This is a genomic window from Pseudoalteromonas sp. 31A1 (assembly GCF_011378815.1).
GTDB lineage: Bacteria > Pseudomonadota > Gammaproteobacteria > Enterobacterales > Alteromonadaceae > Pseudoalteromonas > Pseudoalteromonas arctica.
On sequence record NZ_WTKY01000021.1, the window covers coordinates 32,857 to 56,927 of the forward strand.

21 protein-coding genes and 1 pseudogene are annotated in these 24,071 nt (G+C 39.7%); 9 read left to right on the forward strand and 13 right to left on the reverse strand.

The genetic code is table 11. The features are described from left to right. Nucleotides 1-3: 3 nt before the first annotated feature. Nucleotides 4-369 (reverse strand): hypothetical protein, encoded by a 366-nt coding sequence (locus GQR52_RS16860; protein ID WP_024591652.1) that lies wholly within the window; start codon nt 367-369, stop codon nt 4-6. A 51-nt stretch (nt 370-420) separates the two neighbouring features. Here GQR52_RS16860 and GQR52_RS16865 point away from each other — a divergent pair, with 51 nt between their 5' ends. Further along, nucleotides 421-963 (forward strand): GNAT family N-acetyltransferase, encoded by a 543-nt coding sequence (locus tag GQR52_RS16865; protein ID WP_165729170.1) that lies wholly within the window; start codon nt 421-423, stop codon nt 961-963. Nucleotides 964-1,055: 92 nt separating this feature from the next. Further along, nucleotides 1,056-2,718 (forward strand): annotated as a pseudogene (gene ggt / locus GQR52_RS16870) (gamma-glutamyltransferase). 48 nt (nt 2,719-2,766) lie between these two features. Here the strand turns inward: ggt and GQR52_RS16875 are convergent. The 9 genes from GQR52_RS16875 to GQR52_RS16915 form a co-directional block, all read right to left on the reverse strand. Beyond that, complete coding sequence (locus GQR52_RS16875) at nt 2,767-3,627, reverse strand: TIM44-like domain-containing protein (RefSeq protein WP_165729171.1); 861 nt, start codon at nt 3,625-3,627, stop codon at nt 2,767-2,769. Nucleotides 3,628-3,791: 164 nt separating this feature from the next. Further along, nucleotides 3,792-4,544: a DUF3379 family protein gene (locus tag GQR52_RS16880; RefSeq protein ID WP_165729172.1), complete on the reverse strand. Its 753-nt coding sequence runs from the start codon at nt 4,542-4,544 to the stop codon at nt 3,792-3,794. Beyond that, nucleotides 4,544-5,101, reverse strand: coding sequence for a sigma-70 family RNA polymerase sigma factor (locus tag GQR52_RS16885; protein WP_032827217.1), 558 nt, complete (start codon nt 5,099-5,101; stop codon nt 4,544-4,546). The genes GQR52_RS16880 and GQR52_RS16885 overlap by 1 nt, the downstream gene beginning before the upstream one ends. Nucleotides 5,102-5,162: 61 nt before the next feature. Beyond that, the gene (locus GQR52_RS16890) at nt 5,163-6,821 is read right to left on the reverse strand and encodes a BatD family protein (RefSeq protein WP_165729173.1); all 1,659 of its coding nucleotides are present in this window, start codon (nt 6,819-6,821) and stop codon (nt 5,163-5,165) included. Beyond that, nucleotides 6,815-8,746, reverse strand: a complete 1,932-nt coding sequence (locus GQR52_RS16895; RefSeq protein WP_165729174.1) for a VWA domain-containing protein — start codon at nt 8,744-8,746, stop codon at nt 6,815-6,817. Before GQR52_RS16895 ends, GQR52_RS16890 begins: the two co-directional genes overlap by 7 nt. After that, nucleotides 8,746-9,732, reverse strand: a complete 987-nt coding sequence (locus GQR52_RS16900; RefSeq protein WP_165729175.1) for a VWA domain-containing protein — start codon at nt 9,730-9,732, stop codon at nt 8,746-8,748. Before GQR52_RS16900 ends, GQR52_RS16895 begins: the two co-directional genes overlap by 1 nt. Next, nucleotides 9,725-10,159, reverse strand: a complete 435-nt coding sequence (locus GQR52_RS16905) for a DUF4381 domain-containing protein (protein WP_165729176.1) — start codon at nt 10,157-10,159, stop codon at nt 9,725-9,727. The genes GQR52_RS16900 and GQR52_RS16905 overlap by 8 nt, the downstream gene beginning before the upstream one ends. Nucleotides 10,160-10,161: 2 nt before the next feature. Next, the gene (locus GQR52_RS16910; RefSeq protein WP_010554656.1) at nt 10,162-11,106 is read right to left on the reverse strand and encodes a DUF58 domain-containing protein; all 945 of its coding nucleotides are present in this window, start codon (nt 11,104-11,106) and stop codon (nt 10,162-10,164) included. 3 nt (nt 11,107-11,109) lie between these two features. Beyond that, nucleotides 11,110-12,066 (reverse strand): MoxR family ATPase, encoded by a 957-nt coding sequence (locus GQR52_RS16915; protein WP_004335627.1) that lies wholly within the window; start codon nt 12,064-12,066, stop codon nt 11,110-11,112. 306 nt (nt 12,067-12,372) lie between these two features. Between GQR52_RS16915 and fadI the strand changes: the two genes are divergently transcribed. The 3 genes from fadI to GQR52_RS16930 all read left to right on the forward strand — a co-directional run bounded on the left by fadI (nt 12,373) and on the right by GQR52_RS16930 (nt 16,473). Further along, nucleotides 12,373-13,683 (forward strand): acetyl-CoA C-acyltransferase FadI, encoded by a 1,311-nt coding sequence (gene fadI / locus GQR52_RS16920; RefSeq protein WP_004335629.1) that lies wholly within the window; start codon nt 12,373-12,375, stop codon nt 13,681-13,683. Beyond that, complete coding sequence (gene fadJ / locus GQR52_RS16925; RefSeq protein WP_165729177.1) at nt 13,683-15,890, forward strand: fatty acid oxidation complex subunit alpha FadJ; 2,208 nt, start codon at nt 13,683-13,685, stop codon at nt 15,888-15,890. Before fadI ends, fadJ begins: the two co-directional genes overlap by 1 nt. Nucleotides 15,891-15,963: 73 nt before the next feature. Then, complete coding sequence (locus GQR52_RS16930) at nt 15,964-16,473, forward strand: GNAT family N-acetyltransferase (protein WP_007580595.1); 510 nt, start codon at nt 15,964-15,966, stop codon at nt 16,471-16,473. Between the two features lie 36 nt (nt 16,474-16,509). Here the strand turns inward: GQR52_RS16930 and GQR52_RS16935 are convergent, their stop codons facing one another. Further along, nucleotides 16,510-16,896, reverse strand: coding sequence for an MmcQ/YjbR family DNA-binding protein (locus tag GQR52_RS16935; protein WP_007580596.1), 387 nt, complete (start codon nt 16,894-16,896; stop codon nt 16,510-16,512). Nucleotides 16,897-17,090: 194 nt separating this feature from the next. On the opposite strand from GQR52_RS16935, the gene yeiP reads away from it, so the two are divergent. Both yeiP and GQR52_RS16945 read left to right on the forward strand, forming a co-directional pair. Then, nucleotides 17,091-17,663 carry an elongation factor P-like protein YeiP gene (gene yeiP / locus GQR52_RS16940; RefSeq protein ID WP_007580599.1) on the forward strand — a complete coding sequence of 191 codons (573 nt, stop codon included), beginning with the start codon at nt 17,091-17,093 and terminating at the stop codon, nt 17,661-17,663. A 142-nt stretch (nt 17,664-17,805) separates the two neighbouring features. Beyond that, on the forward strand, nt 17,806-18,000 hold the full coding sequence (locus tag GQR52_RS16945) for a hypothetical protein (protein WP_007580601.1): 195 nt from the start codon (nt 17,806-17,808) through the stop codon (nt 17,998-18,000). Here GQR52_RS16945 and GQR52_RS16950 read toward each other — a convergent pair. Continuing rightward, a complete protein-coding gene (locus GQR52_RS16950; protein ID WP_007580604.1) occupies nt 17,997-20,249 on the reverse strand; it encodes an EAL domain-containing protein in 2,253 nt (750 codons plus the stop codon). The two genes, GQR52_RS16945 and GQR52_RS16950, sit on opposite strands and share 4 nt — an antisense overlap. Nucleotides 20,250-20,303: 54 nt before the next feature. Next, complete coding sequence (locus GQR52_RS16955) at nt 20,304-23,027, reverse strand: insulinase family protein (protein ID WP_165729178.1); 2,724 nt, start codon at nt 23,025-23,027, stop codon at nt 20,304-20,306. Between the two features lie 192 nt (nt 23,028-23,219). On the opposite strand from GQR52_RS16955, the gene sixA reads away from it, so the two are divergent. Both sixA and GQR52_RS16965 read left to right on the forward strand, forming a co-directional pair. Beyond that, the gene (gene sixA / locus GQR52_RS16960; protein WP_165729179.1) at nt 23,220-23,690 is read left to right on the forward strand and encodes a phosphohistidine phosphatase SixA; all 471 of its coding nucleotides are present in this window, start codon (nt 23,220-23,222) and stop codon (nt 23,688-23,690) included. Between the two features lie 24 nt (nt 23,691-23,714). After that, a complete protein-coding gene (locus tag GQR52_RS16965) occupies nt 23,715-24,068 on the forward strand; it encodes a RidA family protein (protein WP_165729180.1) in 354 nt (117 codons plus the stop codon). Nucleotides 24,069-24,071: the final 3 nt, after the last annotated feature.

Consider the following 24,071-nt stretch of genomic DNA (forward strand, 5'->3'; position numbering starts at 1 on the left):
AAATTAACCTTCGTTATGTTCTTTACGCGCTTGCTCAATTTCGTCAGCAATATCTTGCGCTTTCTGCTTAGTTTTTTCAGTTAACTCGCCAGCAGCTTCTTTGCTTTTAATCCATGCATCAACCGCAATCTCTTTGCCGTCGTCGTACATGTCTAAGCCCATTGTTTTACTTTGCTCTAATAGCTCGTTTAAAGACTCATCATTTTTAAGATCGTTAGTTGTCTCTTTAACGTCGTTCCATGCATCACCAAGCTTTTCTTGCATTTGTGCGCTTTTATCTTTTGCATCTTCTTTTACTTCGTTGGCATCTTCACAACCAGTTAATGTAATTAAAGTGCCTAATAAAGCTAAACCTGCTAATTTATTCATGTGCTATCTCCTTTAGAGACTGATAATTAATTCGAGGCAGACTATACAACAATGAAAATGAACGCCCCCGTAACAAAACGATTAAATTTTAAATTAATGAATGAGCATGATTGGCCTCAATTATTTGAACTCGACCAAGACCCCGCTGTAATGCAGTATTTAACGCGAGGTGAACCTACCTCTTTAGAGCAAATAAAAAATGAGGGAGTGCCTCGTATGCTCGCATATCGAAATGAGCTTAAAGGTTGGGGGCTGTGGAGTATCACTATAAAGCAAACCAATATATTTATTGGCTGGGTATTAATAAGACCTATGGATTTCTTTAGTGATGCACCAAATTACAGCGATATTGAAATAGGTTGGCGCTTTAAACAAGCGAGTTGGGGGCATGGTTATGCAACCGAGGCGGCTTTAGCATTATGTGATGAACTCATTAAGCAAGATGACGTTAAGGCGATAAGCGCAACTGCACTAAAAGATAATACGGCCTCTATAACAATAATGAAAAAGTTAGGCCTGCAATTTATAAATAATTATACACATACAGATGAGCAAGGCGACTTACCCGCGGTACTTTATTCAAAAAACGTTTGAAGATGATTAAATATCAACAGTATAAAGATTGACCTGTCCTTAAGTGACGTGCATTAATATGGGCAACAAAAATAATAAATTAAGGATGTTGTATGGGATTGTTTTTTTCACCACGTAAATTAATCGTCAAAAGTGTACTGGTTTTACAGTTCACTACTTTTAGTGTTTTGGCGCAGCCTTTAGCGCAAAGCGCGGTCGCAATGCCAGACTCGTTCAGTGCCGATGCTGCTAAAAGTATATTAGAGCAAGGCGGTAATGCTGTTGATGCAGCTATTACGGCACAATTTGTACTTGCAGTGACGCTTCCTGAAGCCGGAAATATTGGCGGCGGGGGATTTATGCTTATTCAAAAAGATGGCAAAGGCGATTTTATAGATTATCGCGAAACAGCGCCAACAGCGGCTCATCGTGATATGTATTTAGATGAGCAAGGTAATGTTATTGCAAACAAATCAATATACGGCATTCACGCAAGCGGTGTACCTGGCAGTGTAGCGGGTATGTGGCTTGCACATCAAAAGCATGGCACTTTAAAGTGGGAAACACTAGTACAGCCTGCTGTAACGTTGGCTGAGCAAGGGTTTGTAGTTCCGCCTAAGTTAGCAAAAGGTGTTAGCCATTATATAGCCCATCTAAAAGAGCAAAAAATAAATGTAAACTTCGAAAAATATTTTGCTGATGTAAAAGCCAATAAAGTCTTTAAGCAACCCGAGCTAGCGGCAACGCTAAAGCGTATTCGTGATAACGGCCAAGATGGATTTTATAAAGGCGAGACTGCAAATATTATTGCTAAATTTATGCACCAGCATGGTGGTATTATTAATCAAGATGATTTAAAAAATTATACCGCTAAATCACGTACACCCATTAAAGCAAGTTGGAATGGTTATGAAGTACTTACTTCGCCACCGCCAAGTTCAGGTGGTATTGCTATTTTACAGTGGCTCAAAATGTATGAGTTACAAAAACCAAATGCAGGCTTAGCGCATAACTCTGCTCAGTATGTGCACTTACTTTCTGAAATAGGTAAACGTGTATTTGCAGATAGAGCAGAGTATTTAGGCGATCCTGATTTTTTTGATGTACCAGTAAACGCGTTAACTAATATTAACTACCTCAAAGAGCGCAGTAATGGCATTTCGTTAACCGCTATCTCGACTACCGAAAATATTAAACCGGGCCTTAAAGAAAGTGAGCAAACTACGCACTTTTCAATCGTTGATAAAATGGGTAACGCTGTCGCAAATACCACCACAATAAACTTAGGGTTTGGTAGCGGTGCAGTTGTTGAAGGTGCAGGGTTTATTTTAAATGATGAAATGGACGACTTTAGCGCCAAACCAGGCGTTATGAATGTTAGGCGGTAAAGCTAATGAAATACAGCCACACAAGCGTATGTTGAGTTCTATGACGCCTACAATACTACTTAAAGACAACACCGTTAAAATGGTGACAGGTTCGCCTGGTGGCACAACCATTATTAGCTCTGTGTACGAATCTATCTTAAATGCGATAGAGTTTGATATGAGTGCAGAGCAGGTTGTAAATAGTCCTCGTTTTCATCATCAATTGTGGCCTAAAAATATAATTAGAACGCACATTGGTTTAACCGATAGCGTAAAAGCAGAGCTTACAAAAATGGGTTACACCATAGACGAGAGACACTTTGGTGACTTACACGTTATTATTAATAAAAATGGGCAATTAGATGCTGCTTCTGAAGCATCAGGGCGCGGTAAATCAATTGTTTTTTAAATAAAAAAACACCGCGCTAAAAAGCGCGGTGTTTAAAATAATAAAAGCTTATTGAGTATCAATTAAATCTTCAACACCCACTATTAGCCATGGAGCATCGTCTGAAATTAGACGCTCTAAGTGCCAAATTTCTAAAATAGGCTGTTCTTTTTTATCGCCTAAATCACGGTACTTACCTTTAAAGCGAACACTAACCTGCCACGATTGCGCATTTGTATCTGCACGCACAAGTTCGGCATCAATAAACATTACTTCAGTGTCTACACTCTGTATAGCTTCACGCTCAGCTTTAAATTCGGCAACAAGTGCAGGGCTTAAGTATTCAGCCATTGTGGTGTAATCAGCATTATTCCATGCAGTTTGTAGTGTATGGTAATGACTACGGGCACCTTGCAAAAAGCCATTAACGTCAAAGTTAGGTGGTAAATTAAAAGGGACACTTTCATCTTGTGGGGCGCTGTTAGCAAAGCCTGTACTTGTTGGTTGCTCGATAGGTGCTTGTTTAAAAGCATTTTGCTGAGCACTTGTACCTGCACTGGCATTTGCAAGTTGTGGGGCACGATTAGCACGTAAAAAGCCTGTTACTAGCTTAAATAAAATAAATAGTCCGCCAGCTAATAAAATCATTTCTAATAGCTGAAAACCTTCAAAATCGTCGCCTAACATTGCTGCAATTAAGCCACCCGCTAAAAGACCACCCAAAACGCCAGCCATAATGCCTTTTTTATTTGATGTGGCTTTAGGTGCTGCTGTTGGGGGTGTTGTATCTGCTTTTTGTTTTTGTGCTGTTTGTTGTGTTGCAGGAGTTTGTCCACGTTTGCTACTGCCAAACTTTTTACGTGCGTGTGCATCAAAACTGGCAGTACATAATAATGCCAATAATGAAAAAATAACGATGATGTTCTTCATGAAATTCCCTAATTAAAATCGAGCCGCGATTATAATTTACTTTCTTAAGGAGTTTAATTAATTACTTTAAAAATCAGAGGTTTTGAGTATAAAAGAAAAGGTTTATTGGTGGGTATATAATCAAAAAACCGCTTAGTAGGAACTAAGCGGTAAATTTGTTTATTTTAAAGCCAACGAATAGCGCCAGTAACGCGTTCGTTATAAGTATTTAGAGGTGCTCCAACACTTGCCACTAAAATAGTATCTGCTTGTGAGCCTCGGTTAATATGACCTTCAAAGCGCTCGTCTTTGAAATTATCATCACCAAAACCAAATGATTTATTTTCAGATGGCACTATAAATACAGTCATTGGGCCAAAGTCAGACTCAAATATCAAATGCAGCCCTTTTTCGCCTTTAAAATCACAAAACATAGCGTAAGTTACATCACCAGGAAGTTCATCAAGATGACCACCTAATACTGCAAGCTTGTCGTTAACGCTTTGTAGGCTAATGGGCTCTTTTTTGTCAAGCGCATTAATTTCGTAGTACACATGGGCAAGCGCATGCTCACCCGCTTCGTGTGCAATATTTTGCTCTGTACTAAAAAAGAAGGCACTAATAGCCACTACAAAAGACGCTGCTAATGCAAGATGCACTCGGTCAAACTTAAAACGCGAGCGGGCATCAACCACGTTCTTTCCCGTTGCTTGCTCTTCTTGTAGCGCTTTTTCTTTTAACGATGTGTTTAAAAGAATGCGGTCTGCAAGGTTTTCAGGCACAGGTATATCTAAAGAGTCTTGAATATACTTATCAAAATCTTTCATATCGTTAATAAAACTTTGTCGCTCAGGGTTATTGTTAGCAAACTCCATGAGCTCCTTGTCAATGTCGTTTGGCTGCGCAATAGTGCGGCGACGAAACTCAAGTTCATCCATTATTTTGATGCCCCTTTAAGTTGTTCATCATCACGGCTTAAAGCCTCTTTAAGTTGATTTCGGGCACGGTATAAACGAGTCATTACCGTGTTTTTATTTAAATTAAGTATGCCTGCGATCTCTTCACCAGAGCAGCCCATTACAACTTGTAGTAATAATGGCTCTCGGTATTCATCAGATAGCAGGGCAATCTGGCGTTGAATAACCGTTTGCTCCATTTCATCATCTAATGAGTGGCTGGTTTCATCAACAAGCGTATCGTTTTCTACGTCGCTGTAATCAAACTGTTTACGTTCAAATCGGCGCGCATTTTCTCTTCGTAATATAGTAAGCAGCCAAGGTTTAGCTGCCTTTTGATCAAGTAAAGAGTCGAGAGAACGCCACGCGCGTAAAAACGTTTCTTGTACTAAATCATCTGCTATGTGCGGATCACGGCATAACCAATAAGCAAAGCGATAAAGCTCTTTATTGTAAACGTGGACCAAGGCTTCATAACGCTTTTGTTTCTCTGCCATATCGATTAAGACCTGATTGTTTGATTTTTTCTTTCCAAGCATAAGCACTTTTTTAATTAAAAATTATTATTTATTGCAAAAAAAGACCTGAGTATCGTAGTTATTAATCATAAAGGTCTTTTAATACAGCTTGTTGCGACTTTGATGCTTGAGTTTGATAGTTCTCAAGAATTTTAATAATAGCATTAAGATCCGTGTTTGCGCCTTTATTACTATAAAGTTGTGCCTGCAATTGGCTAATGAGGCCATTAAGCTCGCTGCTCTTTACGCGATAGCAAAGCTCATCAATAGCGCCAACATTTTTGTGAGTCACCTTTACAGAAAAACTATTTAATGCGGTGTAAAAAGCTTTCACATCGTGTGTTTTAGCTAAAGCTTTAAGCTCATTCAAGTTTGGCTGAACAATACGCCCACTATTAATCTGTACTTTTTCAGTCGTATTTTTAGAAGAACGGGTAACTAGATAAAAAATTACAGTACCAATCCATAAAATATATCCTAAAACGGCAACTACAATTAACCAAAGAGGAGTATCTCTTTTAATTTCAATGCTTTGTGTGCCTAGATCTTCATTCGATATATTTTCAATAGCAGATGAATTATTTATATTTGGCTGCGGATTTGCCACAGCTGTATTAGCCGCAGTGCTACTAGGCGTTACCGTTATAGTGCGCTTTGGTAATGTAGCTACGCTAATACGATTCATTTTAGTGTTAAACCAAGGCAGTTTTATTTCAGGTAGGGTATAAGTACCTGGTTTTTGCGGCAGTAATGCATACGATGCGGTTTGCTGCGATACAACTCGTCCGTCACGTACTGCATTGTTATTTTCTTTTTTATCAGGGTAGCTGCGTATGCCATCAATGGTAGGCATAGAGATTTCAGGTAATTGCTCTTTTGTAACTCCAAGCGCAGTAAGTGTAATAGTACGTGTTATAGGCGTACCTACTTCTACGGTGTTGTCGTTAGGTTGCCATTCTTCATCAAGACTAACCAGCTCGCTTGGTAACCATGCACCTTTATAATCACTCGGAATTGGTTTAATTTCTATTTGCTGATCGTCGCCAAGAGCTGATACTTCTAATTGACGATAATTTTGTTGTACTCGCCCTTGAAAAGCGGGGCCTGCAATAGTGTACGCACCACTTTTTTGTGGCTGAATCAAATACTCGCGAGTAATAACAAGGTAGCGTTTACCATCAACAAGCTCATAGCTTTCAGTTTGCTTACCCAATTGGGTTAGCTGAGCATCTTCCATACTTGGTGTGCTTAAGCTGCCATCAAGCAGCTCTTTCGCAAGGTAAAGCTTAATAGTGTAAACACCGGCTTCTTGGACAAACAATGAATTACTCGAGAGCGACGTTTTTAAAAATATTTCGTTATTTTTATCTGCATCAACTGAGCGTTTTGCCACTTTTAATTTAATAGGCTGTGAGGTTAACCCTGCAACGCTAAATGCCGGAATAGTGTAATCACCCTCTGCACGGGTCATTAATTTAACTGACCACGTGGTTTGTTTATTAATGCTGCCATTAATAATGTTGGTACGAGAACTTAAGCTTGTTGGGCCTACCACAAAGTCTTTTAACAGCGATGAGGTGTCTGGTTGCTCGCCTTTAACTGTATCGTCTACGGATATATTAAGCATAAAAAACTCACCCGCTAAAACAGGGTTTTTATCTACGCTGGCTTCTAACTTTGTGGCAGCCCACGAAGGCATCGCACTTAATAGCAATAAACAGCAAAATAATCGCATTACCATGATTTTTCGACTCCTGTAGGGCGACGTTTATATTGTCTTTTTTGGGCTTCTAATTGCATTTTATTCCGTAATAAAATAGCCGGATCGTCCGGAACTTTTCTGAGTAATTGATTAAGCTGTTGGGCTTTTTCTTTTTCTTCATTAGTGAGTTCACTTGCTTGGGCTTGCATAGCTTGTTGCTGAGCATTTTGTTTTTGCTCATCAGTGGCTGGTTGCTCATTTATTGCTTGTGGCTTACTTTGTTGCTGCTCGTCTTCTTTAGGCTGGTCAGCGTCTTTATTTTGCCCTTGCTCACTTTGTGGCTGAGCTTGCATATCTGGTTCATTTTGCTTGTCTGATTGCTCGCCAGGCTCACCTTGTTGATCTTTTGATTGTTCAGACTCTTTATCTGATTTTTCATCGCTTGAGCTTTGACTTTCGTTTTCGCCTTTTTCAGAATCGCTTTTATCACCATTTTGTTGCTGATCCTGTTTTGACTCATCAGAATTTTGCCCTTGGTTTTGCTCATCTTTTTTCTGACTATCATCTTGGTCTTGAGAGTCGTCGCCGTCGCTTTGCTGATCTTGCTGGTTTTGTTGCTCTTGTTGATTGAGTAATTGTTCAACTAAAGCTTGGTTGTCAGTTGCTTGTGTAAAGTCGTCTTGTAAGGTTTGGGCTTGTTTGTAGGCTTCAATGGCGTCCTCAAGCTTGCCAGCTTTGGCAAGGGCATTACCGTAGTTGTATAAACCGGTAGCCGACTTATCATTATTAAACTCATTAAGTGCAGCATCAAAATTACCTTGCTGGTAAAGCGCCGCGCCTTTTAACTCACTCGATTGCGCCTGTGTTGCTGCATCGTATTCTTTATTTTTGTAAGCCTCTAATGCACGTTGATCTGAATTTTGCAAAAGAGTAGGAAGCTCTACGGCATACGCATTTTGCTGCGGTAAAAAGCTAAAGGCTAAAAAAGCCCCCAGCAAGGCAGCGCGTCTAAATAAATACAAGCCAAATGGCAGTAATAACAAGAGTCCGTATATACCGGCATCTATTCGCCAAAGTGCATGGCTTTGTTTTTCGTCTTTTAACAATTCGCTTTGCGCGCTTGGAGCAAATATATTTATGTCGTTATTGCTAGGTTGGTAACTGGCAAATTTACCGCCGCTGCTTGATGCTAAATTTTTAAGCTGAGTGGCATTAAGTGTAGGTACTACAATTTGGCCGTATCTGTCTTTCAAAAAACCACCTTCAGGTAATTTTATCGGTGCGCCTTGAGCGGTACCTACACCATATATATTTAATCTATATTGGGTGTTATTGGTAAAGCTACTCACGTCGCTTTGTTCTTGTTGGTCAATACCGTCGGTCACTAAAATAATGTCGCCATCAATATAACCCGCTTGCGTTAATAGCTCTTTGGCCATATCAAGACCGGCTAAAACGTTTGAGCCTTTGTCTGGCATTATTTCAGGGCTTAAGCTTGGAATTAAATTACTGAGTGTTGTGGCGTCGTTTGTTAGTGGCGATATTATATAGGCCGTGCCTGCGTAAGCTACAAGCGCGGTATCACCTTCTTTAAATAGCTCAATCATATCAAGCGCTTTAAAGCGTGATTGCATTAAACGATTTGGTAAAATATCGGTGCTGTACATTGAGTACGACATATCCATAACAATTACACGGGCACTTTTACTTTGAAATACAGGAACTTGTTTTTTCTCAAAGCTAGGCCCAGCACTAAATAAAATGCCAAGGCTGCAAAACAAAGCAACTAACCAAAGTGGTTGGCTGGCTTTAGTGTTTGCTTCGCTCATTATAAATTGTGCTAAATGCGGTGCAATTAGCTGCTCACTAGTCGTTTTTTTATCCTTAATTAAGGCGACAAAAAATAATGCCACAGCAGGTATGAGTAACCATAAAAGAGCGGGGCGAATAAATTCAAAATCCATTAGTTTGGCTCCTTTAATGCACGCAGTGTACTAAGCATTACTTTTAAGCTAATAAGTAAAATAGCGATAAGTAACGGGTAGTAAAATAATGAGCTTTGTGGGCGAAATGTTTGCTCGTCAGCGCTAATAGGTTCAAGTTTATCAAGCTCTGCGTAAATTTGTTGAAGGCCTGCTACATCTTTGGCTCTAAAGTATAATCCGCCAGTTTGCTCGGCAATCTTTTTAAGTAAGCTTTCATCTAAATTACTGCCACTAGAGCCACCCATATTAAAGAGGCTAAAACCGCGCGGATTATCTGAGCCAACGCCAATGGTGTACACTTTAATACCTTCTTCGCGGGCTAGCAGTAAGGCATCTTCTGGGTTTAGGTTACCAGCGGTGTTTTGTCCGTCGGTTAATAGCACCACAATACGATTACTTTCATCTTTATTGGCAAAGCGCTTTACCGAAAGACCCAATGCATCACCAATGGCTGTTGCGCGTCCCACTAAACCAATTTGCGCTTCACTGAGCATTTTACTTACTGTTTTAACGTCGCGCGTGAGGGGGGTTTGTAAAAATGCGGTGTCGCCAAATAATATCAGCCCAAGCCTGTCGCCTTGGCGCTGCTCTATAAAATCACTGAGTACGGCTTTTACCATGGTAAGGCGGTCAACATATTGGCCATTGTAAGCCATGTCTTGCTCGGTCATAGAGCCTGATAAGTCAACAGCTAGCATTATATCGCGGCCTTCGTTTGGCAATGAGATTGGCTCATCTAACCATGTTGGATTGGCAGCGGCAGTCACAAGTAATAACCAAATTACCCACTCAAAAGGATTTAAACGTCGTGCGAGTGGCTCAATACTTTGGCTGGTTAAATTGTGCTTTGCAAAACTGGGTATACGTAAACGCGTACTGGCATTACTTGCTGCGGGTTTTAATAGTAAAAGTAATAAAGGTAAGGGTATTAATAAAAATAACCATGGCCAGCTAAATTCAAACATGTACTGACTCCTTTATTTTAAATTGCTTAATACCTTGGCGAAATTTTTCGCACAGTGTTGTATCTTTTTGGCTGGGATTATATAGGCTTAGTATTTCTTGTTCTGTAAAGTTCAAACCGGTGAGTGTATTAAGTGTTGTGCACCATTTAGAGGTAGATTGCGCAGCAAGGCGCTTGTCGTAATATTCAATCACTAAACGTTTTAAAATAATATGCAGTTGCTGAGGATTTTGCTCACTTTGGCTTAATTGTATTGCGTAGCGTTTAGGCTTTTTAAATTTATGTTTTTTGTAAAATATATAAATAGCCGCGCACAGTGCTAAAAACAGCAGTGCAATAATAACCCACCAAGCAGGGGCGAGTGGCCACCAATTAACTTGGTTTGGCGCTATTATATCGTGCAGGCCATCGAGTGGATTGGTTTGCATGGTTATTTTCTCACTAATTGCAGCTCAAGCGGTGTTGCTGCATTGAATGATATTAAATTAAGACCCGATTTAGTTAAGCGATTAAAGCGCGTACTAAATGCTTGCTCAGCATTTTTAGCAAAGCGTTCTCTAAAGCTGTTATCCATTAATGGTAGGGCAAAGTCTTGACCATTTGCATTAACGGTGACTGCTTGCTTAAACGCAGGTAACTGATGCTCAAATGGATCGCTTATGTGGCAACCAATCAGCTCGCAGTGGCGGCTTAATATTTCGAGTTGCTTAAAGCTGGCATCATCCAGAGCATTAAAATCAGACACTAAATACACTAAGCTGCCTGGTTTTGCTAAATGGTTAAGGCGCTTTAGGTTATCGCTAAAGTTGTTAGGGGCTGTTTTATCAATGTTGTTGAGTGCTTGCTGGTGGTTGTCGCATAAATTATGACAAAGCTTAAGCACGGCTTTTTCACGGGCGCTGGGCTTTAACTCCAAATGCGAGTGCTGATTAAACACAATACCGCCAATTCTATCGCCGCGCTGACATGCCGACCATGCAACAAGAGCGCTTATATGCGCAGCTTGCACCGACTTTAACAGTAACTTTGAGCCAAACAGCATTGAGTTTGAAAAATCAGTGAACACAAACACAGGGCGTTCTTTTTCTTCTTGAAAGAGCTTTGTGTGAGTTTCGCCGGTACGCGCAGTAACTCGCCAATCAATAGAGCGAATATCGTCACCTTGCTGATAATGTCGGACTTCGGCAAATTCCATTCCCCGGCCTTTGTGCGGTGCAAGGTATTGCCCTGTTAAGGTATTTTTTATTTTTACCTTAGGGGCAAGTTCAAGCAATTGCGCTTTGGCTTTGTAATACATCAGCTCTTTGAGTGCTAAATTAACACCGTGGCTATGGCTCTGTTTGAGCCATGCTTGGGATTCTAATTGTTTTTGCATAACTTATGGTACGGCTACAAGTTCAACTATACGGCTTATTACTTGATCTTTAGTAATGCCATCGGCTTGGGCTTCGTAACTTAAAATAATGCGGTGACGCAGTACGTTATGCACAACAGCTTGAATGTCATCAGGTGCTACAAAGTCACGGCCTTGAAGCCATGCATGAGCACGAGCACATTTATCAAGTGCTATTGTTGCACGCGGACTTGCACCAAACTCAATCCAGCTACCTAGTTGCGCATCTAATTTAGCGCCTTCACGGGTGGCAATAATAAGTTGTACTAAATATTGCTCAAGTGGCTCTGCTAGATAAAGGCCTAATATTTCTTTACGAGCTGCAAATAAATCGCTTTGACTAATTTTTTGCATTACTGGTTGTTGCTCGTTAAGCGCTTCGCCACGTGTTAAACGTAGTATATCAAGCTCATGCTCTGCGCCAGGGTAGCCAATACTTAGGTGCAGTAAAAAGCGATCCAGCTGGGCTTCTGGTAACGGGTAAGTCCCTTCTTGCTCTAGCGGGTTTTGTGTTGCCATAACTAAAAATAGTTCGCTAAGCGGATAGGTGTTTTTACCCACGGTCACTTGGCGCTCTGCCATGGCTTCTAATAGTGCTGATTGTACTTTGGCTGGTGCACGGTTAATTTCGTCAGCTAAAATTAGGTTGTGAAAAAGAGGACCTTTTTCAAATACAAACTCGCTAGTTTGTTGGCGGTAAATATCGGTGCCTGTTACATCAGCCGGTAATAAGTCTGGCGTAAACTGTACGCGCTGAAACGATCCTTCAATACCTTTAGCAAGTGCATTAACTGCACGTGTTTTTGCAAGCCCAGGAGGGCCTTCTACTAATAAGTGACCATCAGCTAAAATAGCAATAAGTAGCGCTTGTGTAAGCTCTGGCTGGCCAATGATTTGTGTATCTAAGTACGTTTTTAATTGTGAAAATGCGTTAGCTGCCATAATAAGTGGACTGTCCTCGTCAGCTGGGTTTGTACCTAATAGTGTTAGGTGATAAATACTGACCTATTTATAAGGTTTATAATTGGGTAACTCAAGAGTTAGACTGTATTTTTTAAAATAGTTCGTTATTTTTTAACGATTTTTAGCGTACCACAAAACTTTGTAAATGCGTCTAAAAAAGCCTATTGTGATAGTCGTAATTAAACACTGTTTATATAAATTTGTGTTTTTCTATTGGCTTTAGCACACGGGTTGTTTAGAATCGAGGAAAACAAACAGGTCAGACCTGTCAGCGGGAGAGCATAAATGTCTGAGCAAAACATACTAAAAACACCAAAGGGCGACCGTATTGCCATAGTTAGCGGCTTACGTACACCTTTTGCAAAGCAAGCAACAGCGTTTCACCATGTACCAGCACTTGATATGGGTAAGTTGGTGGTTAACGAAATGCTTGAACGATTAAATTTCAATAAGTCAGAAATTGATCAACTTGTATTTGGTCAAGTAGTACAAATGCCAGAAGCGCCAAATATTGCACGTGAAATTGTATTGGGCACAGGTATGCCAGTATCGGTTGATGCATATTCTGTATCGCGCGCATGTGCTACCAGCTTTCAGGCTATTGCTAATGTAGCTGAGTCTATTATGGCGGGATCTGTAAGTGTAGGTATTGCAGGCGGCGCAGATTCGTCATCAGTATTGCCAATCGGTGTAAGTAAAAAGCTAGCAGGCAGCTTAGTTGATTTAAATAAAGCGCGTACGCTTGGTCAGCGCTTAAAAATATTTTCAAAACTGCGTTTAAAAGATTTATTACCAGTTCCACCTGCGGTTGCAGAGTACTCAACAGGCCTTTCAATGGGACAAACTGCTGAGCAAATGGCTAAAACACATAATATTAGCCGTGAAGATCAAGATGCATTAGCACATCGTTCTCACTCACTTGCAACGCAAGCATGGGCTGATGGAAAGTTAAAAGATGAAGTAATGACGGCGCATTTACCGCCATATAAAAGCTTCATTTCAGAAGACAATAATATTCGTAAAAACTCAACGGTTGAAGGCTACGCTAAGCTTAAACCGGTGTTTGACCGCCAGCACGGTACAGTTACCGCAGCAAATGCAACACCATTAACAGATGGTGCAGCGGCAGTGCTTATGATGAGCGAAAGCAAAGCAAAAGCATTGGGTTACGAAATACTAGGTTATGTACGCAGCTTTGCATTTTCAGCAATTGGTGTAGAAAAAGACATGCTAATGGGCCCAGCTCATTCAACACCTATTGCACTAGATAGAGCGGGTATTACCCTTGCTGATTTAGATTTAATTGAAATGCACGAAGCGTTTGCATCGCAAACACTTGCCAATATGAAAATGTTTGCTTCAGACAAATTTGCACAAGAGCATTTAGGTCGCAGCAAAGCAATTGGCGAAATTAACATGGATAAGTTTAACGTTAACGGCGGCTCTTTAGCATATGGTCACCCATTTGCAGCAACAGGTGCACGCTTAATTACGCAAAGCTTACACGAGCTTAAACGTCGTGGTGGCGGTTTAGCATTAACAACAGCGTGTGCTGCTGGCGGTTTAGGTGCAGCCTTTGTATTGGAGAGCGCGTAATGACAGATTCAGTATTTAATTTAGCGGTAGATGAAAATAAAATCGCCGTGGTAACGATTGATGTGCCGGGTGAGAAAATGAATACCCTGCGCAGCAGTTTTGCCGATGATTTAAAAGCATTACTAGAAGACGCTAAGTCGCAAAATGTAAAAGGCATGGTATTTATAAGCGGAAAAAGCGATAACTTTATTGCTGGCGCCGATGTGAAAATGCTCGATAGCGTTCAAAAGCGTGAAGATGCTTTAGCTATTAGCGAGCTATGTCATCAAGCGTTTTTTGATATGACAAAACTGCCATACACAACAGTAAGTGCGATTCATGGCGCTGCATTAGGTGGTGGTTTAGAGTTTGCTTTAGCATGTGATTACCGTGTTGGTACCGACAGTGATTTAACAAAAATTGGCTTACCAGAAGTACAACTTGGTTTACTTCCAGGTGGCGGCGGCACCCAGCGCTTAACCAAAATTGTTGGTATTCAAAAAGCACTTGAGTGGATGCTAACAGGTAAACAAATTCGCCCTACGCAAGCTAAAAAAGCAGGCGTGCTTGATGATTGTGTACCGCACAGTGTGCTGCTAAAAGTTGCAAAAGAATTTGCCGCGAAGAAAAAGCCACAAGCAAAAGAGCCAAAGCTCGACAATATTAGTAAATTACTAGAGTCAAACCCGTTTGGTCGTAACTTTATCTTTAAAAAAGCAAAAGAAAACGTACTTAAAAAAACGGGCGGGCACTACCCAGCACCACTAGCTATTATTAAAGCAGTGCGAGCTAGTGTAGAGCTTGATGAGCTAAAAGCGTATAAAACAGAAGCTGAAAGCTTTGCAACACTTGTAATGAGTGACGAATCGAAAGCGCTTCGCGGTATTTTCTTTGCAACGACTGAAATGAAAAAAGAGTGGCGCAATGATGACGCACCCGCAATAAGCAAAACTGCTGTTTTAGGTGGTGGACTAATGGGCGCAGGCATTGCGCACGTAAGTGCTGTTAAAGCTAAAGTACCGGTACGTATTAAAGATGTAGCAGAGCAGGGCATTAGTAATGCAATGAGCTACACCTATAAAATTTTAGATAAGCGTCTTAAGCGTCGTATTATGTCTAAAGCTGATGTGCAGTTAACGATGAACCGTATTACAGGTACAACTGACTACAGTGGCTTTAAACACATTGATTTAGTAATAGAAGCGGTGTTTGAAGACCTTGCACTTAAGCAAGGTATGGTTGCAGACGTAGAGCAGCAATGCCAAGCAAATACAATTTTTGCAAGTAACACGTCATCATTACCAATATCGCAAATTGCAGCGCAGGCAGCACGTCCTGAAAATGTAATTGGCTTGCATTACTTTTCACCAGTGGAAAAAATGCCATTAGTGGAAATTATTCCACACGAAGGTACGTCTCAAGAGACCATTGCCCGCGTTGTTAACTTTGCACGTAAGCAAGGTAAAACGCCAATTGTTGTAAAAGACATGGCCGGTTTTTACGTCAACCGTATTTTAGCGCCTTACTTAAACGAAGCTGCTAACTTAATGTTAGCAGGCGAGCCAATTGAAAAGATTGATGCAGCGCTTGTTGAGTTCGGTTTTCCGGTAGGCCCGCTGGCTCTACTTGATGAAGTAGGTATTGATATTGGCTCTAAAATTGCCCCAATTCTTGAAAAAGAATTAGGCGAGCGTTTTAAAGGCCCTGATGCATTTATGCGTATGATTGATTCAAAACGCCTTGGCCGTAAGTCTGGTCGTGGTTTTTATGAATACGATAAAAAAGGCAAAAAGGTTGATGAGTCAGTTTACGAACTATTGGGTGTTACCCCGGCTCCACGTTTAAACAAGAGCGAAATTGCTAAGCGTTGTGTATCGCAAATGCTTAACGAAGCAGTACGCTGTTTAGATGATGGCATTATTGCCAGCCCACGTGATGGCGATATCGGTGCAATATTTGGTATTGGTTTTCCACCATTTTTAGGTGGCCCGTTTAGCTATATGGATAAATTAGGCGCAAGTAAAATAAGCTCTGATATGTCTACATTAGCTAACAGCGATGCTAACTTTGCACCATGTGAATCACTGGTAACAATGGCAAGCTCTGGTGCTACTTTTTATAACGCAACACATGTTGAGGTTGTAGCTCCTGAAGTACAAAGCACTGAGTCACAAGAGCAAAGTGTAACTGAGCCTGAAGTTACCAAAGAGATTGAAACGAAAGAATAAAGTTTCTGCTATCTAAAAAAACCGCATTTAAATGCGGTTTTTTTATAGTTTTTATAAATAAATGAGGAGCTTAATGACATTATTTACACAAAGATTGAGCATATACCAAATGGAAGAATCTGATTGGCCTCTTTTTCTTGCGCTTCATCGCGATCCTCAAGTCCTCAAGTATTGTTTTGATATGCCAATGGAGTCACTGGTAAGAAACCGCTTTGAGATACGCTTGCCTAAGTGGAATGCTAAATCACGTCATCCCCTGTGTTTACTCATTATTAATAATCAAACAAAACAACCTGTGGGTGTTACAGGTTTTGCCTATGACGGAGAAACCGCAGAGCTTGGTTATTTATTATTGCCAGAGTATTTTAATAAAGGCTACGCGACAGAATCCCTAAGAGCTGTGATTGACTGGGCTTGGAAAGAATGTGGTATTAGGCAGTTTAAAGCAGTCGTAACGCGTGGCAATATTGGTTCTGAAAAGGTGCTTGGTAAGTGCGGTTTAACCCATACCGATACACTTTTTAAAGTGCATACAATAGGCGAAAAGTTATATGACGATTTAATTTATACGCTTAAGGTGTAGGGTTTTAATGGGCTAGTAGCCTAGCCCAAAAAGTGTTTACAAGTGAAGTGAAATAGCTTTTCGGTCTTTTTCTGGCATGTTTTCTACGACTAAATTAAATGAGTTATCAATCATTCTCTCAATTTCACCTTGTGGAATTGTGCCGTCTAAAATTACTGTGTTCCATAAGCGTTTATTCATATGGTAACCAGGGATCACTGCCGGGAAAATATCACGCAATGATATTGCTTCATCAGGATCGCACTTTAAGTTAAGCCACCAAATAACCTCACCATCATCATTAGTTTGACCGTCATTGCCAATAGCAAGAGTCGCAAACATTTTATGATTCACTTTATATACATCAACCTCTTGCGCAAATGGTTTTGTAACCTGAACAAGTGGTTTTTTAACTAAATACTCATGTACTTTTTTCTGGTCCATGATCCATTCCTTGAAGTCATACTCGGTAAAGCTACCATAGCAGTTTTTTTCACATTTGATTATATGTATTTTAGTATAAATTAAAATTTTACAAGCTAATACAACATGTAGCGTAAAACCAACGTAATTTTAGTTGAACAAAATCCAGTTCGTGGTATGTTTCTGGCAATCAAAAAAATAATAGGAATTCACACATGCCAAAGGCGAGTGATGTTAAAAAAGGTACTGCTATTGACTTCAATGGCCGCGTTTTAGTTGTAAAAGATATTGTGCGCTCTGTGCCGCAAGGTCGTGCTGGTGGTAGTTTATACCGTATGCGTTTATACGATGTGGTAACCGGTGGTAAAGTTGACGAAACATTCAAAGACAGTGACATGCTAACGCTGGCTGATTTAACACGCCGTGAAGTAATGCTATCGTACATTGATGGTGACGAGTATGTGTTCATGGATAATGAAGATTACACGCCTTATAACTTAAGCAAAGATGCTATTAGCGAAGAAATTTTATTTGTTAATGAAGAAACACAAGGCGTACACGTAATTGTTATTGATGGCGCGCCAGTAGGGCTTGATTTACCGTCAAGTGTTGAACTTGTTGTTGAAGAAACAGACCCATCTATCAAAGGTGCATCTGCGAGTGCTCGTTCAAAACCTGCACGTATGTCTACTGGCTTAAATATTTCTGTGCCAGAGCATATTTCAACAGGTGACCGTATCCGTATTAATACTGTTGAACACAAATTTATGGGTCGTGCTGAAAAGTAACGCGTAAATTATAATTTTAAAAGCCGAATCTGTGTTTAACAGCTTCGGCTTTTTTGTGCGCGCGGGGGATTTGTTGCTTTAAATTTAATCACGTTAGCGTTAGAATAAGTGCCGTATTTTTGAGCAACTTTAAAGGGTGATTTTGTTTATAGTTTTACTAAGCAGTGCATTTATAGCTTTAATGTATTTAGAAGCCATTAAAAAAGGTATGCCAATTAAGCGATGGCTTATTTTAGGCGGTTTACTTGGGCCTGTGGCCTGGTGCTTATTTAATCTACATTATCGCCGTGCTTTAGTAAGAAATGTAGGTATAAATGCGTGTATATGGCGCCCTTAATTTATCGACGCCACATTTTTATTTTTTCTAATTAAGCTTGGGGCTGCTTTAGTTTGTTGCTGCTTTAAAAATTCAGTAAATTCACTTTTTGATAGTGGCTTAGAATAGTAATAACCTTGTACTGTTTCGCAATTAAGCTTTTTAAGTATATCAATTTGATGAGCTTGTTCTACACCTTCAGCAACTACATGCAAATCAAGGTTATGCGCAATAGTGACTATTGAGTCGACCATATTACGCCCACGTTCGTTGGTCATGTCATCTATAAATGCTTTATCTACTTTAAGTGTATTAAGCGGAAATTGCTTTAAATACGCTAATGATGAATAACCAGTACCAAAATCATCCATTGCTAAATGAATACCTCGGGCACTTAACGAACGCATAATTGCAATGGCTTCTTTAGGGTCGTCCATTACAGTACCTTCTGTTATTTCAAGCTCTAAAAAGTAAGAAGGTAATTCGTTTTTTTGCAAAATAACGTCAATACGAGAAGTTAAATCGGGGAGGCTAAATTGCTTTGCTGATAAGTTGACAGCTACTCGGCCGCTAAATAAACCGCTATCTAGCCATTCTTTTACGTCTCTGCAGGCTTTGTTTAATACCACTTCACCAATTTCAATTATTTGGCCAGTTTCCTCGGCTATAGGTATAAAAACTCCCGGACTAATAATGCCTTTTTTGGGTGTAATAAAGCGCACTAATGCTTCCATTCCGGTTAGCTTGCCTGTGCGAATATTCATTTTTGGTTGGTAGTACACTTCAAAATGGTCTTCTTTTAAACCAAAGCGCATGAGGTTTTCAATTTGCAGTCGTTTAACGGCTTGACGGTTCATCGTGTCGTTAAAAAATAAGTAGCTGTTACCTTTCTTTTTAGCATGATACATCGCGGTATCTGCATTTTTTAAAAGCAGTTCAGGCGTATTACCGTCTTCTGGAAATAATACAATGCCTACACTTGAGGTGATTGCCAGTTCGTGGCCAGCCATTTTAAATGGTGTAGCAATGGCTGCTAAAAACTGTTTTGCCATACGTGTAATTACATGTATGTCGTTAGTGTCAGACATTACAAGAGCAAACTCATCGCCGCCTAAACGATAAAATACATCATTTTCGCGGGTTAGTTTATTTAAGCGCATTGCTAGTTTAGCTAATAAGCTGTCACCTAGTTGATGCCCTAACGAGTCATTTATTTTTTTAAAGTTATCTAAATCGAATACAAGCAAGGCGTGATGCGAGTTGAGCTTTACTAGCTTTTGCAAATCAGTAAAAAATAAATTTCGGTTAGGCAGACTAGTTGTGCGATCTCGATTCGATAAGTTATGTAACTGCGATTCGGCTTTTTTACGCTCTGTTAAATCTGAATAAACAACGACATAATTAGTTATTTGATTTTGATCGTTTTTAATTTCATCTATCGATATTTCTATAGGCAATAAAACACGCTCACTATTACGAAGCTTCACTTCTTGTTGGATATGTTCGCGCTCTTTTACTATTTCAATAATTCTGTTTGTGTAGCTTGGCTCATACCCAGATAGGTTGAAATCTTTTCCTAAGTATTGCTCGCGTACGCCACCAAACAAGGTTAAAAAACTCGGGTTTATATCAACCAGTTTAAAGTTTTTATCGTAAATTGCTAAGGCGTCAGTGAGTGATTCAACACATTTAGCAAAAAGGTTTAAGCGCTCTTCCGTTGATTTTAACTGTGATATATCGCGAACGGTACCTGTCATTCTAAGGGGTGATAAGTTGGCGTCTTTTTCAATTATTTTTCCGCGATCGAGTACCCAATGCCAACGACCAAATGTATCTTTGATTCGGTAGGTGGCTTCAAAAAAAGCAGACTGCTCTGCAAAGTGTACTTTTAACAAGTGCTCAACGTTATTAATATCGTGAGGGTGAATAAGGCCTTTGTTTGGCGGAAACCCCATTAAGGTAGTCGAATCCATTAAGTACTTATCGTTAATACGAATAACTTCGCCTGTTTTTATGTTCCAGTCCCAAAGTGTATCGCCGCTACCTTCTACAGTACTTTTAAGGCGTTTTTCCGAAAGACGGAGTTGACGGCGTGAGCGTCTAAGTTTGTGGATTACAAATAACAGGTAGGGCAAAGCAAGCGCTATAATGGCGCTTGCTAGTATAAGTATATTGTCGGAGTTGTAATTAAATGATGACTCAAAGGCAAAAAGCTCAAATGAGTAAGCAAGTACTACAAGCATGCTTAGTTTTATTATTATTTTTATCATTTTTTTATTACTTCTAATTTACAAATGATAATTTAAAACAAGCTAAACCTAGTGTCAAAGAGATTGAGAGTAAACGGGCATATTTTGAGATTTATTGACTTTTGCCGAGCTTAAAAGCTCATATCTTGGTCTATTATCATCAAATAGGCTTAGTGCATAAACTTTTAGTTCTTTTAGGGTTAGCGCATTTAAGGCATCTAAAAGTCGTTGTTGCATATAAAATTCATGATCTCTGTTACCAATAGCAAGCCATAACCGTTGTGAGCGCAGGCGCAGGTTTTTATCTTTTTCTGCAATATGAGTACTAAGGCCGTGTTTTTGCTGTTGCCAATCGTTTTCATCAAGTGCATCAATATTATCAAGGTAGTTTTTAATAAAACGGTTATGTCGATGCAATAATGTTTTTGCATCAAACTTAGGTGACTGCACATAAAATGCTATACCAGCACGCGTGTTAAATGGTGCATAACCAGCGCCTACTAAATAACCAAGTTGCTGTGTAGTTCGTAATTCATTAAAGTAATCTTGATTAATTAAATGATTTAACGCCATCATTTTTACTTTTTCGGCCACGCAATCCGTTTGCGCTTGATAGTAAATAACCATTGCATGGTCGTTACAAGGAAGCTCTAACTCGTAGCGAGTTACTTTTTTAATTTCAAAAAGAGGGCGTCTTAAATCTTCAATTATGGTTGCGTTTTTTAAGTGATTTGCGACCTTTTTTTGAAAGGCTATTGCATCACTTTGCTGCCAGTTACCATGTAAAAATGATTCAACATGTAGTGCTTTAAAAAAGTCTGTTCTGAACTCATTAAATTGCTGAAAACAGGTGTTTTTTAATGCCGATGCAAGCTCCCCAGGTTGTGGGTTCCAAGGCATTATTTTTGCGCCTAAAATGCTAAATAACTCACTGACTGGTTTGTTTTGGTTGCTATTGCGCCAATGCCTTACAAGCTGTTTTTTATATTCAGCAAAGCGTTTTGCACAGATCTCTACATTAAATAAAGCATCTATTAATTGATCAACAAGCTCTAACTGGCTAGATGAAAGCCCCGCGGTATGTAGAGTTAATCCACCTTGATGCGAGGTTAAGTGGTAGCTAAGTCCCGCAAGTTCTGCTGGATAAAATTGCTCGCCCACACTATCCATAAATAAATCTGTAAATAAGCGGGTGAGTGCCATATGTTTTACATCTTTTACGGCAAAATCAGAATCCATGGCCAAATAAAAATGGCCTTTAGCAACACGAAATGTGTTGTCTTGTTTAAACCAAAAGTCAAAACCGGGTTCTTTTACTAATAACTCGGGTTTTGTTTGTGGTTTTACGACATCAAATAACACCACTTCTTTTGTTAAATAAGGATTAGCTGTAGGTAGCAGCATTTCGCTCAACGGCTTATTTATCTCGCTAAGGGCATCAAGCCAACTAGGTGAAATATGTTCTACTTTATATGGTGTGTTGTACCATGCCGTTTTATGTTCAGGCTCTACATCTGGATGTATAAGTACGATGCGCATATTATGTGGCGTTAACCACTGCATGGCCATTTCGTGGGTCGCTTTTTTAAAGCCTTCCATTAAATAGTCGCCTTGCACGTAATTTGCTTCATCGTAATGCTGCATATTAATGCTTAAATTACTGACCCAATCAATTAAGCGTGATTTTTCTTGGTTATCGAATGCTATTTGTAATAGATTTTTTTTATCTTGATATAAGCGCGGCAATTTTTCGGTGTTATCGTTAATTAAACAAATGTATTCAAACACCATTTCAATAATATCTTCAAAGTATTCAATACCCTCATCGGTAAGCGCTAAGCTAATATTAAAATCTTTAAAGTTGCTGCCATTAATACCACCGCCAGCAGAAAGTGCATTGATCCAGCCTTGTTCTTTTAAAATAGAATAAAGAGAACCAGCGCCTTCATAGCCAAGTAAGTGGGCAATAAAACTTACTGTTTTATGGCGATAAAAGTCGTCAATATTAGGCATAGCAAAACTTATAATAAGTTTTTGCATATGCTTATGTGGCTCAATATGGAGTATTTTTCCTATGTCTTGTTTACGATAAAGTGGCTCACTGATCTCTGGCTTTTTAAGGTTTTTGTTGCCGTTAATTGCGCCAAAGTAAGTTTGAGTCCAGCTTTGTAGTGTGTCTAGTGTTTCGTTTGCGCAAATAACTAAAGTCATCCACTGAGCTTGGTACTGGCTATTAAAAAAGTCACGAAGCTCATCACTAATACAGCGCTCTCTGTCAGCTAAGGTTTGTAGGTTTCCTACAGAAAATTTAGCAAATGGATGAGCTGGATTTACCGTTTCTTTGTGGGCTTGATAAATACGGCGACCGTCGTCTTTTATTTTTAGTTTAAACTCGGCTTCAATTGCGTTACGTTCTTTTTCTGTTTCGGCTGAATTTAAAAGAGGCGCAATAAAAAAGCGGCTAAATTGGGTAAGTGCTTGTTCAAATTCTTGATTGTTAATATCAAAAAAGTAACAGGTATGCTCAGTGCCGGTCCACGCATTGGTGTTGCCGCCAGCTTGCGAAACAAAATTATTAAAACTACCTGAATCTGGATACTGGTCAGTGCCTAAAAAAAGCATGTGCTCTAAAAAGTGTGCTAGGCCTTGCCTATCAAGAGGGTCGTCAAAATGTCCGGCGTTAACTGCCATTGATGCTGCCGCTTTTGTAGAATCTTTATCTTGCACTAATAGTACTTTTAGACCATTGTCCAGTGTAAAGGCGCGGTATGCTCTGTTATCATTGCGGCTGATATTCAAATGATGCTCCTGAAACTAAACGTTTACTTGTTAACAACAGATGATGGCTTCAGGAAAGCGAAGTACAGCTTAAAGATTTACCTGAATCTCATGAAAGAACTATTTTAGAAATAAATAGATTTATATTGTTAATATAGCTGACAAACGGGCAAACTGGCTACTGTTTTATATTCTTTAATCGGTTGATTTTTTATGAAAACAATCCTAATAATGCGCCACGGCGAAGCAACACCCATGCAGGCTGATGATGCAGGTAGAAATTTAACCCAAGCAGGGCATGATGAAGCTGAAAAAATGGGCCTTTGGCTCAGTAAAGCACATTACCCTGATGCACTGTTAGTTAGTCCTTACATTCGAGCACAGCAAACAGCTGCAGGTGTGGCTAAAAATAACGTATTTAAATTTAGCGAAACCACGTCTGATATAATTCCCGAAGGCAAACCTCAAATTGCTGCTGACTACATCGAAACACTTATTGCTACTCACACCCAATGCAATACATGGCTTATAGTGGCACACATGCCTATTGTAAGTTACTTAGTGGACCAATTAAGCCCTGGCAATATGCCCATTTTTAATACGGGGGCTGTTGCTGTTATTAGTTACGATGAGCAAACCCAGCGTAGTAGTTATTTAAGTATAAATGCCCCAGAAAACGTTTAAATATAAATAATTGAGTAAAGTAAAATGACAATAGAACGTTTACAAACAGGTGCGCGCATGAGCCGCATTGTAAAACATAACGGCACTGTGTATTTATGTGGGCAGGTATGCGCCGACGCGCAAAAAGATATCAAAGAACAAACTCAAACTATGCTTGATAAAGTAGAGGCATTGCTTGATGAAGCGGGAAGTTCAAAAGAACATATGCTTAGCGCGACTATTTATGTAAAGAGCATGGAATACTTTGCTGATATGAATGCAGTATGGGATGCATGGGTACCCGAGGGTTGTGCACCAGCACGTGCCTGTGTGGAAGCTAAAATGGCACGTGATGCACTGCTTGTTGAAATTTCAGTAGTCGCAGCTTTAAAAGAATAATAG

Excerpts from the sequence above, each read along its gene's own strand:
- fadJ (WP_165729177.1), top strand. The coding sequence starts at position 13,683 with ATGACAGATTCAGTATTTAATTTAGCGGTAGATGAAAATAAAATCGCC.
- GQR52_RS16915 (WP_004335627.1), bottom strand. The coding sequence starts at position 12,066 with ATGGCAGCTAACGCATTTTCACAATTAAAAACGTACTTAGATACACAA.
- GQR52_RS16875 (WP_165729171.1), bottom strand. The coding sequence starts at position 3,627 with ATGAAGAACATCATCGTTATTTTTTCATTATTGGCATTATTATGTACT.
- GQR52_RS16895 (WP_165729174.1), bottom strand. The coding sequence starts at position 8,746 with ATGGATTTTGAATTTATTCGCCCCGCTCTTTTATGGTTACTCATACCT.
- GQR52_RS16860 (WP_024591652.1), bottom strand. The coding sequence starts at position 369 with ATGAATAAATTAGCAGGTTTAGCTTTATTAGGCACTTTAATTACATTA.
- sixA (WP_165729179.1), top strand. The coding sequence starts at position 23,220 with ATGAAAACAATCCTAATAATGCGCCACGGCGAAGCAACACCCATGCAG.
- GQR52_RS16880 (WP_165729172.1), bottom strand. The coding sequence starts at position 4,544 with ATGGATGAACTTGAGTTTCGTCGCCGCACTATTGCGCAGCCAAACGAC.
- GQR52_RS16910 (WP_010554656.1), bottom strand. The coding sequence starts at position 11,106 with ATGCAAAAACAATTAGAATCCCAAGCATGGCTCAAACAGAGCCATAGC.
- GQR52_RS16930 (WP_007580595.1), top strand. The coding sequence starts at position 15,964 with ATGACATTATTTACACAAAGATTGAGCATATACCAAATGGAAGAATCT.
- GQR52_RS16935 (WP_007580596.1), bottom strand. The coding sequence starts at position 16,896 with ATGGACCAGAAAAAAGTACATGAGTATTTAGTTAAAAAACCACTTGTT.
- GQR52_RS16965 (WP_165729180.1), top strand. The coding sequence starts at position 23,715 with ATGACAATAGAACGTTTACAAACAGGTGCGCGCATGAGCCGCATTGTA.
- GQR52_RS16885 (WP_032827217.1), bottom strand. The coding sequence starts at position 5,101 with ATGCTTGGAAAGAAAAAATCAAACAATCAGGTCTTAATCGATATGGCA.
- GQR52_RS16950 (WP_007580604.1), bottom strand. The coding sequence starts at position 20,249 with ATGATAAAAATAATAATAAAACTAAGCATGCTTGTAGTACTTGCTTAC.
- GQR52_RS16865 (WP_165729170.1), top strand. The coding sequence starts at position 421 with ATGAAAATGAACGCCCCCGTAACAAAACGATTAAATTTTAAATTAATG.
- GQR52_RS16890 (WP_165729173.1), bottom strand. The coding sequence starts at position 6,821 with ATGGTAATGCGATTATTTTGCTGTTTATTGCTATTAAGTGCGATGCCT.
- fadI (WP_004335629.1), top strand. The coding sequence starts at position 12,373 with ATGTCTGAGCAAAACATACTAAAAACACCAAAGGGCGACCGTATTGCC.
- GQR52_RS16900 (WP_165729175.1), bottom strand. The coding sequence starts at position 9,732 with ATGTTTGAATTTAGCTGGCCATGGTTATTTTTATTAATACCCTTACCT.
- yeiP (WP_007580599.1), top strand. The coding sequence starts at position 17,091 with ATGCCAAAGGCGAGTGATGTTAAAAAAGGTACTGCTATTGACTTCAAT.
- GQR52_RS16905 (WP_165729176.1), bottom strand. The coding sequence starts at position 10,159 with ATGCAAACCAATCCACTCGATGGCCTGCACGATATAATAGCGCCAAAC.